Source organism: Arthrobacter sp. PM3, assembly GCF_003352915.1.
Taxonomy (GTDB): domain Bacteria; phylum Actinomycetota; class Actinomycetes; order Actinomycetales; family Micrococcaceae; genus Arthrobacter.
The window spans coordinates 3,529,054-3,542,659 of sequence record NZ_CP022314.1; the positions used below are offsets into that span (position 1 = coordinate 3,529,054).

Here is a 13,606-nt window from a genome sequence, read left to right on the forward strand (position 1 = left end):
TTAGGGGCGAGGGGGTGTGAAGAGTAGTGCCGGGATCCCCTGTCGGCCTGAGTCAAACAACGGCTTTGCCCTTGATCTGTTCAAACTCCGCCGCGCTGATCGTCCCGGCGTCCAGGAGCGCCTTCGCCTTGGCGATTTCGTCACTGGGGCTCGCCGCGGCGACCTGGCGGATATACGCATCCGCCGCTTCCTGGTCCCTGCGGGCGTGCGCCATGGAGCGCTCCGTCATTCCCTTACCCCGGGCAACCATGTAGACCAGCAGCGAAAGGAACGGCACGAAGGCCAGGAAGACGATCCACACCGCCTTCCACCAGCCACTGAGCTTGTGGTCGCGGAACAGGTCAGTGATCACCATGAACAACGCGTACAGGAAGGCGAAAATCGCGTAGACGCAGAACAACCACCAGAAAATACTCCAGAAGTTCTCGAAGAAATCCATTTGGCTTCCCTGCTTTCAACTCATGCGGCGCCGGTTGGGAATGCAGCCGCGGCTTAGCACTTAATCTCGGTCGTGAGGTCGCTGACGGCTTTTTGCACGTTCGCGGCTTCATCCCGCAGCGAGTTGACCGCCTGGGACAAGGTTGCCGAGTCGGGAACAGCGTCCACGGCGGCAGCAAATTTCTGCTGGGCTGCCTTGACGGCATCCACCCGGTCTTTGGCGACGTCGGACGCTGCGGTGACGAGGCTGTCAAAAGTACTGCGGACCTGGTCCCGGGCCGCGCGGATCTGGTCCAGGGTGGCGCCGGACTTGAGCGTGTCCTTGAAATTGGCCAGGGCAGCGGAGTAGGCGGCGGAAGCGCTGCAAACCGCTGAGATGCTGGGCGTGGGGCTGGCACTGGGGCTGGTGCCCGTGCTGCCGCACCCGGCGAGCAGGCACAGCGCCGCGCCGAGCGCGGCCATTCGTGCGGCGACTGATCGTGGTCTCGACATCCGAGGCTCCTCTCTGGCAGACCTTGCGGTCCCCATGGGCTTTCGCCTGGCAGCGCAAGCGCTTGCATGTACCACCAGTGTTGGCTTCGGCCCCCAACAGGCGCCTCACCCGCCGGGGGTGATCCTTCGTTCCGCCGGGTCCCGGCTGCCGGGAGGCCGCGCCCGGGACTCACCCGGTTCGTGCCCGGACGCTGCCGGACCGCCGCAAACGTCGACGCCGAATCACCCCCGGGTGATGATGTGCGGCCCTCCGGCCCGTGATGGACTGCTGTCCACACCAGAGGAGGATGCCATGTGCCGTTGGCTTGCGTATTCGGGGTCACCTGTCAGGCTTGATGAGCTGCTGTACAAACCGGCCAACTCGCTCGTGATGCAGAGCAAGCACGCGCGCATGGGCGTTGAAACTACCAACGGGGACGGCTTCGGTGTCGGCTGGTATGGTTCGGTGCCGAACCCCGGAGTTTTTCACAGCACGGAGCCGGCCTGGCACGACCGCAACCTCCGGGAACTGGCGGGCCAGGCCTCGGCCGGGCGCGTCTTCGCGCATATCCGTGCCTCCACCGGCTCGGCAGTGCAGCAGACAAACTGCCACCCGTTCCGTCACGGCCACTGGCTGTGGATGCACAACGGCCTCATCAGGGACTTCCCGACCGTGAAGCGGGACCTCACCATGGCCGTGGATCCTGAGCTGTTTCCGCTTATCGAAGGGGCCACGGACTCCGAGCTGTTCTTCTTCCTGGCCCTCACGTTCGGCCTGGAGCAGGACCCGCCCTCGGCCGTCGCAGCCGCCGTCGGGCTGATCGAGGACACCGGCCGGCGCCACGGCGTCGAACACCCGATCCAGATGACTGTGGCCACCACCGACGGCAAGACCACCTGGGCGTTCCGCTACTCAAGCGAGGGCCAGTCCCGGTCGCTCTTCCACAGCACCGACATCTCGACCCTCCGCGCCCAGTACCCGGACAACCCGATGCTGCACGGACTGTCGGACGACACACGCCTGGTGGTCTCCGAACCGCTGGGGGACCTGGTCGGGGCGTGGCGCGAAGTGCCGGAGTCAACGTGCGTCGTGGTGCACGGTGCCGGGGAAGACCTGCTGCCGTTCTCGCCCGCAGTCGCCTAGAAAGGCGCCGTCAGGCCTCCGGGGAATCGCTCTCCCGGGGGATCGGAAGCGTGGGGTTCAACTTTTCCGGGTTCAGCTTCTCCGTGTCGCGGACCCCCGCTGTCCCGGTCCCGGCTGCTGCGGGAACGGTTACCGCTTCAGGCACGGTTACCGCTTCGGGCACGGCTGCTGTTTCGGACACGACCGCTGGTTCTGCCCCGGGTGCCGGCTCGGCCGTGGACACTGCACCGGGCATGGGCTCTGCACCGGCGTCGGGGCCGGCGCCCGGCGCCGGTGCAACGGCCGGGCGGCACAACAGTTCGACAATCAGGACGGCCAGCAAGGCAAAGACCGCTGTCCAGATGGCGACCGCCGCCGTCGGATCCTGCCAGAAGATCAGTACCAGGACCGCGATGCCGATGACGACGGCCTCGAGGATCCGCCGGTAGCGGGCCAGCCAGAGCTGCCAGGGCCTGGCCTGGCCGGCGCCGACCTTTCCGTTAATGTAGTCTCCCGCCCGTCCCAGGCCGTGCCGGACAAATTCCGCCGACCGGGAGTGACCGCTGAGGAACGCGGCAAGAGCGATCAGCAGGCCGACGACGAAGACCAGGCGCACACTGGTGCGCAGGGGAACCAGGAGCGTCTCGACAAGGCCCTGCGCCGCCGCCGGGGAAACCGTGTCCGGCGGGATCGAATTCAGCAGGATGCCCCGTCCGATCACGAGACCCAGCGCCAGCACGGCCATCGACACCGCCACGGCCAGGCCGACGCCGCTGGTAATGCTCCGCCGCCGGCCACGCGGTGCCACGGCGACGGCACCCACGGCGCTGATCACTGTCAGCCACGCCAGAATGGGTGCCGTCTGGTTCAGCGTCCTGATCGCATCCGTGGCCCGGACCAGTTCCTTCGACTGGAACACCGGGATTTGCGCGTCGACCTCCGGGATCCTGGCCGCGATGTCCACCCCCTGCTGGACCAGGAGGGCCTTAACCCGGGCAATGATGTCCTTGGTGGAGATTGTCACCGTGCCGTTTGCATCGATACTGACGGTGCCGCCCGTGTTCCCGGTGGCGAGGTTCACCAGTCCCTGGTGCGCCACCCGGTTCACCTGGATCCAAAGGTCCTGGAACTGCGGTGTGGCCACGAATTTGGCGACGGCGGTGTGGATGAGCTGTTTGGTCTGCTCGGCAATCATCGGCGCCAGGCCAGTGATCACCGCGGCTGCGCGCGGCGCCGTCTTGCTGAGCTCGTTCAGCGCATCCCGGGTGATGGCTTCGAAGTCCACGGCCTCGGTGATCTGCTGCGTGACTTTGTCAGCGATCTCGGCCTGGATCGCCGGGTTCGATGCCAGGGGCGCTACCGTGGCTACGTAGCGGTCGGTGTCGATCAGTTCGCTGCGCAGGTACAGGGCCGGGACCGCGGCGAACGTCAGTATGCCTGTCAGGACCACCAGGATGATCGCCACGATTCTCCGGGCCAGCCCCGGGTGCGTACGGGACGGCTTCGGGTGGGCCTTCATGGCGTCGTCGCGCTCGGCCTGCAGCCGGGCGACTTCCGCACGCAGCCGCAGTATTTCTTCCTGTTCCGGGCCGCTGGGGCTCGCGGACTGATCGTCGAGAGACATGGGACTCCACCTATGCATCTGCTCGTCGCGCCGGCCCGTTGTCACAGGCGGCCACGGTTGGGCACTCGTGGCTGCTTCGATTGTCCGCCCGTCGCGCCGGTGCAGCCCCATCCACAGCGGGTGATCTCTCACGCCGCACCGGATCCCGGATCGGCCGCGGGGTCCGGGTGCCGGTGTCGTGGCGCGCCGCTTCCTTCGTGGCCCGCCGGCCGGCCTCATCTCCTTCGGATGATGACTCTTTCGGATGATGACGACGGCGGACCCTTCGGCGGTAGCTAGGGTCGCCGTCCCAGCCGCCGGCCGGCCGCGAAGAATGCAACCCTCGCGATCAGCAGGAGAGCGCCCAGATCGGCGATCATTTGCACCGACACGACACCCCGCGCCAATTCAGTCGTTGGCGTGATGTCGCCGAAACCGACCGTGGCGAACGTGGACGTGGTGAAGTACAGCGCGTCGGTTTTGGTGAGAGGTTCGCTGAAGGACGCCTGGTCTGTGGTCGACATCGACGTGTAAAGCAGGGCGAACAGGCACAGGAACATCAGGACGGATTCCACGACTGCCACGGCGGCGCGGACCTGCGGGATGTGCGCAGTGAGGATCATCCGCAATTCGAGGATCAGCGTGGCCAGAAAAATCACGACGATTGCCGCCAGTCGGATCCACGCGGCCGCCGGGTTGTCGTCGTTGAAGCCGCTGATCGGAACAACGTAGTAGAACCCGAGGACGACCACTGCGAATCCGGACAGGCGTATCAGCGCGGACAAAACGACGTTCCTCCGGCTTGCCTTATCGAGGTCGCGGAGGAAAACCGGGTCCACCTGGCCGTCCTGCTTCGAAGCCATGACTGATGATACCCCCGCCCGCTTTCTGCGCACCGTGCCGCCTCCCGGCCCTGCTGCTGGCCCCAAAACCACGCCGCAGAGCTCCCCAACAAGGGGTCTTTGCGCCCTGTTGGAGCCATTTTGCGCCCGCCTAGCATCTGAAACGTGGGAGACATGCAAAACGCAGGACGGGTCCCAGGTCCGCAATTCAAGATCCGGCCGCCGCTGCGCGGCCTCGGAGACGTTGAGCGGCCCCGGCTGGTCGACGCCCTGTCCGCGGCGGCCGACTCACACCGGCTGACGCTTGTCGCGGCCCCGGCCGGCTACGGCAAAACCACGCTCCTGGGTGACTGGGTCCGCACGAACGGCCTGACCAGCGCCTGGCTGTCGCTCGACCGGTTCGATACCCAGCCCGCCCGGCTCTTTCACGGCGTCGTCGGAGCCATCCAGGCAGCGGCCGCCCGGCTGCCCCTGCCCGGCAACGACGCCCTGCTGGCACTCGACCGGGGACTCGCCCCCGATCAGGCGTCCTCCTACGACCTGCTTCTCGGCGCGCTCGAACACCTCACGGAACCGATTGTCCTGGTGATCGACGACGTCCACCTGGCCGGACCGGGGCTCGCGAACGGAGTCGTCGGCGTGCTCGCGGCCTCCGGGCCGCCCTCATTGCGGCTGGTTTTCTCGGGCCGCGGCCATACGTCCATCCAGCTGGAAAGGTTCCGGTACGGCGAGGGCCTGGGCGAACTTCGCGCCGCCGAACTCGCCTTTACCCGGGAGGAAGTTGCCCGTTTTGCCTCCTCAATGGGCGAAGACGATACGTTCGACGCCGGATCCCTCTGGAAGGCCACTGCCGGCTGGCCCGTCGCCGTCCACGCCAGCCTTGTCGCCCTGGCGCAGTCCCGGAACGTTCCGGCGGCCCCGCCGGGCACCGTCCCCACGCACATACCCCTGACCGATTACGTCGGCGAAGAAGTCCTGGGCCAGCTCGAAGCGCCGCTGGCGGAGTTCATTCTGCGGGCCGCCACCTGCGACTGGCTGGACCGGCGCCTCGCCGTCGAACTCTATGGTCGGCCCCAGGGTGGCATGCTGCTGGAGGAATGCCTCCGCAACGGTCTGTTCATCGAAGAGCATGACTATAGCGGCGGTGAACCGGTGTACCGCTGGCACTCCCTCTTCGCGGCGCAGTGCCGCCGGCTGCTGGAGCGAAGGGACCCGCTGTTGGCCGAGCGCCTGCACCGGATCGCGGCGCGACACTACCAGGACGCCGACGTCGTCGAATGCGTGGCCCAGGCGCTGCAGGGGCGGGCGCCCCGGCAGGCAGTGATGTCGTTGGGTGCGCACTGGCTCGACTATGTGCTCAGAAACGACGTGCACGATCTTGACCAGGCGTGCAGGAACCTCCCGACTCCGTGGAACGATGACCCCGAAATCCTCATGGTCAGATCCGTCTGCAAAGCCCTTGCCGGCGATGGGACCGCCGCGTCCGAGCTCGCCGACCGGGCGCTGTCCAGAACCTACGTGCTGGATGCGATCCGCCGGCGGCGGCTGGAAGGCTGCCGGGAACTGTTTGAACCCCCGCCCGACGGCGGCCAGCCGGGGCACCGGGTGATCCCTGCGGACGATGACCGGTCAGCCAGGGAGGTGCGGACCGGGACCCGTCCGGCCGCCGGCTCCACAGCCCAGTTCCTGCTGGCCCAGGCCGAGTTCCGGCTGCACCGTGGCGGCGAGTTCGCGGCCGCGATACTCAATGCGGCCGGAGGCGCCGGCCGCCCGGAGCAGTCGGAGGCGATGGAAATCTCCGCCCAAGCGGACCTCGCGCTGGCGTTCGCGGCGGCGGGTGACCTGGCAGCCGCCGAGACGAACGCCACGGAGGCGTTGGAGCGGGCCGACGCACTGGGCTGGACGTCGCAGGAGCTGATGGCGCCGGCGTGGGTGGCGCGCGGTATTGCGTGCTACTGGAAGGACGAGCTGAAAGCTGCACGGACCTGGTTGGTCAAAGCCCAGCGCCTGGGCAGCGACCTCCGCCCGTCCGGGCGTCTTGGGGCCATCTATCGGGTGCTGGTTGATTGCGCCGCCGGCGATCTGACCCGGCTTGCCGACTCCGCCGCCGCGCTGGAAACCTCCCACGGACGCGGTCTGTTCGCGGTGTCGTGGCATGCCCTGTACACGGTCGCCGTGGCTAAGGTTGCCGAAGCCAGGGATGACCTCACCGGTGCCATGCGGATTGTTCAACCCCTGGGTGCCGGAGGACACGGGGCGCTGGCCGACACGCTGCTGGCGGAGCTGCTGCGCCGGGGAGGGGAGTTCACCACGGCGCGGAAATGCGTAGAGTCACTGGCCGGCCGCCGCAAGAATCCGTACGTCGACACGTGCCTGAGCCTGACCGAGGCGCTCCTGGCGCACGGCGTCGAAGACACCGTGGCGGCCCATGAGCGGCTGGAACATGCCGTGCACCGGGCTGAGCCGGCGACGGTCCTGCGGCCCTTCGCCGCGACAAGCGACGAACTCGCGGATCTGCTCGTGCAGCACGCCGTCTGGGGTACCGCCCACGAATCGTTCATCGCAGCGCTGATGGCACGCGATGCGCAGGGCGGAGCCCGGCTCCGGGCGCAGTCCTACTGGAGCCTGACCGAGCGCGAACGCGAGGTCCTCGCGTACATGCGGTCCATCATGACCGCGGCGGAAATCGCCGATGCGCTGTACATCTCCGTCAACACGGTGAAAACCCACGAACGGTCCATCTACCGCAAACTCGGGGCAGGAAGCCGGCGGGACGCCCTCAAGACGGCGGCCAAGCGCGGCATCCTCTGAGGCCCGGACAAGAGGGGTCAGAGGCCCCTAGGCGCGTGAAACCCGACATGAAAAGCTGGAACCATGACAAACGCGGATCCCTACGTGATCGTGATCGGGTTTGACGGCTCGAAGCAGTCGCGCAGCGCCCTGGAGTGGGCTATTGAAGAGTCCCGGTACCGTGACGCGGAACTGCGCGTCGTGACGGTCTGGAACAAAGCGCCGATGTCCTGGTATCCAGCGCTGCTGGAAACGGCGGCAGGCGAAATCGTGGCGGAGGACTCTCCGGAGCAACAGGCCAAGGCGATCAGCGCGGACGCGGCGCAGGCCGCAACGGGTGTAAACGTGGTGACGCAGACGGTCCATAACGACTCGGCGGCGTCGGCCATCCTCGAAGCGGCGCGGGGCGCCGACCTGGTGGTGGTCGGGTCCCGTGGCCACGGCGGTTTCGCGGGCCTGCACATCGGCTCGGTCTCCTCCCAGGTGGCAGGGCACGCGCCATGCCCTGTCCTGGTGGTCCGGCCGAAAACCGCGGCGGCGACCCACTGAAGGGTGGCGTGGCCGGCTGCTGGCGTTGAGGGGGCCCGACGGCCGGCCCAGCCGGTGGAACACCCCGCGGGCGCTACGTGTCCTGGACTGGTATGAGGCAGGGGTCAGGGCATGACCTTGTAGAGGTCGATGACGGTCTCTTCGGGCGGGGACGTGAAACCGCCCGCAATGCCCTGCTGCATCCGCGGCATGAGAATGGTGTCCCGGAACTTTTCCCAACTCTCCTTCGATTCATGAACCGCCATGACCGTCCACCCGCCGGCGGACGCCCCGGCCGCATGGAAGATCTGGCCCTCAGGCATGAGCCCCGCGCCCGGATGGACGGCCGCAATTGAGGCCTCATATTGCTCCTTGGTGCCTCCCGGGAAGAAATGCACGATTCCGTACGGTGCGGTTGCCATTGCTGCTCCTAGGCTGCTAGTCGGGACTCGACAAGGCCAGTCCTAGACTCCGCCGCCGGACGTGTCAAGTACCCGCTCAAGCAGGCCCGTTAGCGGATTTCGCGGGGCGTCTACCCAAGGCCTCTTCCCATGGCCGGGCTCGAGGGGGATGATACGCAACAGGTGCCGCAGGTGCTTGACGGGGAGGTGTCCGATGTCCCGGAATCTGGTGGTCTGTCTGGATGGGACGGGTGCGCAACTGCGCGCCAAAGGCAACACCAACGTCCTGCTGCTCTACAAGCTCCTCGACCACTCCGATCCCGCCCGACAGGTCGCCTACTACGACCCCGGCGTCGGCACCTTCGCCTCGGCCGGCGCGTGGAGCCCGCTCGCCAGATCCGTCTCCCGCCTGGGCGGCCTCGCCTTCGGATCCGGGCTGCGACAGAACCTGGGGGAGGCCTACACGTGGCTGATGCGCAACTGGGTCCCCGGCGACCAGGTGTTTATCTTCGGGTTCAGCCGCGGCGCCTACACGGCGCGCGCCCTCGTGGGGATCCTCCGCACCATCGGTGTGATGCGCCCGGGGTCGGAGAACCTCGTTCCGTACGTGATCGCCACCTACGCCCGGCGCGGCGGTGAGGCAAAGATCGATTGGGACGAAGTCCACCTCACCTCGGACGTCTTCGCCCAGCACGTTGACGGCAGGTCCACGGTGCCGGTGAAATACCTGGGGCTCTGGGACACCGTCAAGGCTGCCGGGTTCCTGCGGTGGGAAATCCGCTGGCCCTTCACCAGCGAACTGCCGAACGCCCTGCGCATCCGGCACGCCGTGTCTATCCATGAGGAGCGTGCCCCGTTCAAGGAGTCGCTGGTCGATCCCCGCACGGACGGAACCCTCGAGGAAGTCTGGTTCGCCGGTGTCCACAGCGATGTCGGAGGGACCTTCACCGACAAGCCGACCGCCGGCCCGGGCGCCCGCCCCGGGACGAAGGCGCCTGACCCCCGGCTGTCCACCATCGCACTGAAGTGGATCATCGAGGGCGGCATCGCAGAGGGACTGCTGGTCCGCTCCCGTGCCGTCGGTGCGGCCTGCGCCGTCACTCAGGCCGACGCGACATCCACGCTGCACCGCCGCGGCCGGGCCTGGGTGCTCCTTGGCACGCGCCGCAGGAAAATCCCCGCCGGCGCCTCCGTCCACTCCAGCGTGCAGGCCCGCGCCCTGGCCGATCCGGGGTTTGAGGCGCCGCCGGACGTCACATGGGTCGACCCCGACTGGACGGGGGAGCCTCGGGTGCGTTCCTCGGCCGGGGCCGACCAGTGACTGCACCCAGGCGGGGCCGGCCCGAGCCCGTGCTGCCCGCCCGGCGGTTGCTGCGCGCCTACGCCTTCGATCCGATGTCCACCCGCCTGTCCGGCAGGTTCCTCACGGTCGATATCCCTTTCGAAAAGGACCTCCGGCCCGGGCCGTCCGGACGGCTCCTGCAGGTAGTCGACTACGACGCGGCCCGGGACCTCTGGTACTTGCCGGTGGACCTGAATGACGCCGCGATCCTCGCCCAGCGGGGCATGCGTCCCGCCGAAAGCGATCCCAGAACCCACCAGCAGGTGGTCTACGCCGTGGCGATGAGCGTGATCGAACGCGTGGAACGGTTCGGCGGCTTCCGCTTCCGCTGGCGCGGGGACGACAAACTCCGCGTCGTCCCGCACGCGTTCGAAGGACGGAACGCCTACTTCGACAAGGACCGGAGGGCCGTCCTGTTCGGCTACTTCCACGCCGACGCGAAGGACCCCGGCGCCAACCTGCCGGGGCAGCTGATTTTCACGTGCCTGTCCGTTGACGTGGTCGCCCACGAAGTGACCCACGCCCTGGTGCACCGTATGCGCAAATACTTTTCCGAACCGACCCACCCCGACGTGCTGGCCTGGCACGAGGCCTTCGCCGATCTCGTGGCGCTGTTCAACCACTTCGGCTTCCCCGAGGTGGTGGCCGAGGCGGTGGCGAAATCCGAAGGGACCCTCGAAAAGGGTTCGGCGCTGCTGGACCTCGCCGCGGAATTCGGGGAGTCCACCGGCCGCGGTGCGGCGCTGAGGTCGGCCCTCGGATCCCCGCGGACCCCGGACGCGTTCCTGCACGCCGTGGAACCGCACGACCGCGGCGCCTGCTTTGTCGCCGCCGTATTCGACGCGTTCCTCGACACCTACAAGGCGCAGATCGCTGATCTGCGCAGGCTCGCCAGCGCCGGCACCGGCATCCTTCCGCCGGGCGCGCTCCCGACAGACCTCGTCAAACGCGTCACTGCCGCGGCGGCCATGAACGCCGACCGGTTCCTGGAAATGGTGGTCCGCGCCTTCGAATACCTGCCCGTCGTCGACGTGACCTTCGGCGACGTCGTCCGGGCGATCGTCACCGCCGACCAGGCGCTCTACCCCGACGACGCCGCGCAACTGCGTGCCATCCTGGTGGAGGCCTTCCGCCGGCGCGGCATCTACCCGCCGGGCGTGACCTCCCTCGCCGACGAGGCCCTGGTCTGGCCCAAACCGCCCGTGCCCCTGGATCTGAGCACCGGTCGCAGGGCCTTCGGCCTGGCCCCGCTCATCCTGGAGGCAACCCTTGACCTCGACCCCGGCAGCACCGTGTCCTTCGACGACGACCCCGGAAGCCTGCCGGACCGCATCCACGAATGGGCGCGGGAACATGCGTACGAACTGGGCCTGGACCGGGCGGCGGGGGAGATCGAAGTAGTCAGCGCCCGGGTCGCCTACCCCCGGGCCGCCGACGGGCAGCCGCGGCCTAACGTCGTCCTCCAGTTCGCGCAGCGCCGGGACGACCTGGAAGATCAGCGAACCGACGCGGCCGGGGCGCAGATCCCGCGAAGCCAGCGCGCCGCGATCCGCGCCGGCACCACCGTCATTGCCCGCGTGGACGGCCACGTCGAATTCCTGGTCACCAAACCTCTGCCGCTCGCCGACCCCGCACGACTCGACGCCGTCCCGCCGGAGATCAAAGAGTGCGCCCTCGCTTTCCATACGGCCGGCACCGAACGGCTGGAGCTCATCCGTGACTGGATGGGCGACGTCGAAGATCAGGACGCGCTCTCGGCCTGGACGGTCGAGCCAGCGACACTCCGGCTCTCCTTCGCCCGCCTCCACGCCGACCAGTTCGGAACCTGACCATGGCTGCAAACTCCGTCACCGTCCGGATGTACGACGTCGGCTTCGGCGACGCCTTCCTGGTCACCGTCAGGCAGGATGACTTGGCCTGGCGAATGCTGGTGGACTGCGGCGTCCACAGCCTGGGCAAGGCGCGGCCCCTCCTCGACGTCGTGCGTGCGATCATCGCCGACCTCACCGAGGCGGCTGCCCCGGGAACCCCGCCGGCCCTCGACGTGGTGGTGGCAACACACCACCATGCCGACCACATCACCGGGTTCGCCTACGACGACTGGACTGCGGTCCGGGTCGGCGAAGTCTGGGTGTCGTTTGTCGAAGACGACGCCGATGAGGACGCCGTAGTGCTGAAGAACGGGCTGACCCGTGCGGCACGCAACCTGAACACGCTGGTCGGACGCGCCGCGATGACGCCAGGCGATGAAACGCGGACCCTCGCGCTGGGCCTGGCCGGGGCCCTCGCCGTGAATTCGCTCGGCAACGAGGACGCCATGGACCGGTTGCTGGGGCGCAACGGCAAACACTTCCTCAACGTCCCGGCGATCCGCTACCTCCCGGAGAAGTTCGCCCTGCTCAACGTCATCCGAACGCCGCTGCCGGGGGTCACTGTGCATGTCCTGGGACCGTCGCGCGATCCTGGTCAGCTTGCCCGGATGAACCCGCCCCAGTCCGCCCGGTGGCTTGCCCTCCAGGAGGCCCTGGCCGCCGGGCCCGACGGCGGTCCCGCTTCCGGCCCGGCGCCCGTCGGGCCCCTCTTCGACGAGATCTACAGCGTCAGCCCCGACGAAGCCGGCCAGGTGATCGGAATCGAACTCCTTAGCACCTTGGCAAGCCTGGACTTGGGCACCCTGGCGGACGACGCCGTCGAAATTCTGGCCGCGGCGTCGATCCTGGAACGCTCGGTCAACAACACCAGCATCTTCTTCGTACTCGACGTCGACGGCACCAGGCTGGTCTTCGTGGGCGACTCGCAGCAAGGCGCCTGGGACCATGTGCTCCAGGACCCTGCCGCCCGCGCCCTGGTCTCGGACCCGGCCTTCTACAAAGTCGGCCATCACGGCTCACACAACGCCACCCCGCGCGACTATGTCACCCACGCGCTCGGCAACCAGGGTGCCTACGCCATGCTCCCGTACGGGAAAGTCGAGCAGTGGGGAGACATCCCAAACGAGCACCTGCTGACCGCCCTGGCCGGCATGAACGCCCGGATCGTCAGGGCCGACGCTCCCGTCGCCGACGCCCGGGTCCGGGTGGGACCGGGAAACCTCTGGAGCGAAATCACGTTCCCCGCACCCTGACCGCAGGGCCGTTGACGCCGCAGGTGCCGCGGCCGTCAGTCCTCCGCCAGGGTACGGATGTCATCGGCCGGGGCTGTCCGGAAGCCCAGGTTCCGGGACACGGCCCTGGCCGTGGCCATCACGGCAGGGGCCAGGACATTGGGCGGGGTGGTCCCGTCCGGCACCACGATCGACAACGCGGCCGCCACAGTGCCCTGGGCATCAAAAACCGGGGCGGCGACCGAAACCGTCAGCGAGGGCGCGGAGCGGCGGATCATGGCGACACCGGTCCGGTGGACGTCGGAGAGGGTGCGCCGCAACTGGCCTTCGGGCATGGCCGCCACACCGGGCTCGGCTTCCGCCGGTTCCTTCAGTATCTTCTCCTGGAACGCGGCGCCGGCACCGGCCAGCAGCACCAGGCCGACGGCGGTGGACCGCAACGGGAGCCGCCCGCCCACCCGGTAGGCCACCTCCGTGGCCTGCTTGGACGACAGCCGCTCGATCAGGACCGCCTCTTCCTTGTCCCGCACCGCCAGCAGGACGTGATGCCGGGTGACCTCGAACAGGTCCTCCAGGTAGGGCAGGGCGATGTCGCGGATGCCGTGTCCCCGCGGGCAGAGGGACGCGATCTCCCACAGCCGCACGCCCACGACGTACCGGCCGTCATCGAGCCGCTCCAGGGCGCCCCAGGCAACCAGCCGGGCGATGAGCCGCAGCGCCGTCGGGGCCGGCATGCCGGCGTAACGGGCCATTTCGGACAGCGTCAAGGCCCGGCGGCGGTCCGTGAAGACGGCGAGCAGGCTCAGGGCCCGGTCGATCACCGGCTCGCCCTGTTTGGGGCGCTTGCCGCGCGCGGCGGCTGGTGTTTCGGGACCGGAAAGCGTGTCCTCGGGTGCCGTCATTCGTGTTGTGTCCTTACTTTGCCGCCAGTGACCTTCACCACAATAGTGTTCCAACCATTGAAA

At 68.1% G+C, this 13,606-nt stretch carries 12 protein-coding genes; 6 read left to right on the forward strand and 6 right to left on the reverse strand.

All coding sequences use genetic code 11. The features are described 5' to 3' along the window. Positions 1-52 precede the first annotated feature (52 nt). On the reverse strand, positions 53-439 hold the full coding sequence (locus CFN17_RS16115) for an SHOCT domain-containing protein (RefSeq protein ID WP_208748747.1): 387 nt from the start codon (positions 437-439) through the stop codon (positions 53-55). Positions 440-492: 53 nt separating this feature from the next. Continuing rightward, complete coding sequence (locus CFN17_RS16120; RefSeq protein WP_261792229.1) at positions 493-930, reverse strand: hypothetical protein; 438 nt, start codon at positions 928-930, stop codon at positions 493-495. A gap of 292 nt (positions 931-1,222) precedes the next feature. Here CFN17_RS16120 and CFN17_RS16125 point away from each other — a divergent pair, with 292 nt between their 5' ends. Next, positions 1,223-2,053 carry a class II glutamine amidotransferase gene (locus CFN17_RS16125; RefSeq protein WP_208748748.1) on the forward strand — a complete coding sequence of 277 codons (831 nt, stop codon included), beginning with the start codon at positions 1,223-1,225 and terminating at the stop codon, positions 2,051-2,053. A gap of 10 nt (positions 2,054-2,063) precedes the next feature. Here the strand turns inward: CFN17_RS16125 and CFN17_RS16130 are convergent, their stop codons facing one another. Together CFN17_RS16130 and CFN17_RS16135 are read right to left on the reverse strand one after the other, a co-directional pair. Then, positions 2,064-3,656 carry a hypothetical protein gene (locus CFN17_RS16130; protein ID WP_208748749.1) on the reverse strand — a complete coding sequence of 531 codons (1,593 nt, stop codon included), beginning with the start codon at positions 3,654-3,656 and terminating at the stop codon, positions 2,064-2,066. A 275-nt stretch (positions 3,657-3,931) separates the two neighbouring features. Then, positions 3,932-4,498 carry a potassium channel family protein gene (locus CFN17_RS16135; RefSeq protein ID WP_208748750.1) on the reverse strand — a complete coding sequence of 189 codons (567 nt, stop codon included), beginning with the start codon at positions 4,496-4,498 and terminating at the stop codon, positions 3,932-3,934. A 153-nt stretch (positions 4,499-4,651) separates the two neighbouring features. Between CFN17_RS16135 and CFN17_RS16140 the strand changes: the two genes are divergently transcribed. Continuing rightward, complete coding sequence (locus CFN17_RS16140; protein ID WP_208748751.1) at positions 4,652-7,288, forward strand: LuxR C-terminal-related transcriptional regulator; 2,637 nt, start codon at positions 4,652-4,654, stop codon at positions 7,286-7,288. 63 nt (positions 7,289-7,351) lie between these two features. Continuing rightward, positions 7,352-7,816 carry a universal stress protein gene (locus CFN17_RS16145; protein WP_208748752.1) on the forward strand — a complete coding sequence of 155 codons (465 nt, stop codon included), beginning with the start codon at positions 7,352-7,354 and terminating at the stop codon, positions 7,814-7,816. A 104-nt stretch (positions 7,817-7,920) separates the two neighbouring features. Here CFN17_RS16145 and CFN17_RS16150 read toward each other — a convergent pair whose 3' ends face one another. Next, positions 7,921-8,217 (reverse strand): hypothetical protein, encoded by a 297-nt coding sequence (locus CFN17_RS16150; RefSeq protein ID WP_208748753.1) that lies wholly within the window; start codon positions 8,215-8,217, stop codon positions 7,921-7,923. A gap of 193 nt (positions 8,218-8,410) precedes the next feature. On the opposite strand from CFN17_RS16150, the gene CFN17_RS16155 reads away from it, so the two are divergent. Genes CFN17_RS16155 through CFN17_RS16165 form a run of 3 tightly spaced genes read left to right on the forward strand, consistent with a single transcriptional unit; the run spans position 8,411 to position 12,662 of the window. Next, complete coding sequence (locus CFN17_RS16155) at positions 8,411-9,517, forward strand: DUF2235 domain-containing protein (protein ID WP_208748754.1); 1,107 nt, start codon at positions 8,411-8,413, stop codon at positions 9,515-9,517. Further along, on the forward strand, positions 9,514-11,367 hold the full coding sequence (locus tag CFN17_RS16160; protein WP_208748755.1) for a hypothetical protein: 1,854 nt from the start codon (positions 9,514-9,516) through the stop codon (positions 11,365-11,367). Before CFN17_RS16155 ends, CFN17_RS16160 begins: the two co-directional genes overlap by 4 nt. Positions 11,368-11,369: 2 nt before the next feature. Beyond that, positions 11,370-12,662 (forward strand): hypothetical protein, encoded by a 1,293-nt coding sequence (locus tag CFN17_RS16165; protein ID WP_208748756.1) that lies wholly within the window; start codon positions 11,370-11,372, stop codon positions 12,660-12,662. Between the two features lie 35 nt (positions 12,663-12,697). Here CFN17_RS16165 and CFN17_RS16170 read toward each other — a convergent pair whose 3' ends face one another. Further along, positions 12,698-13,543, reverse strand: coding sequence for an IclR family transcriptional regulator (locus tag CFN17_RS16170; RefSeq protein WP_208748757.1), 846 nt, complete (start codon positions 13,541-13,543; stop codon positions 12,698-12,700). Positions 13,544-13,606: the final 63 nt, after the last annotated feature.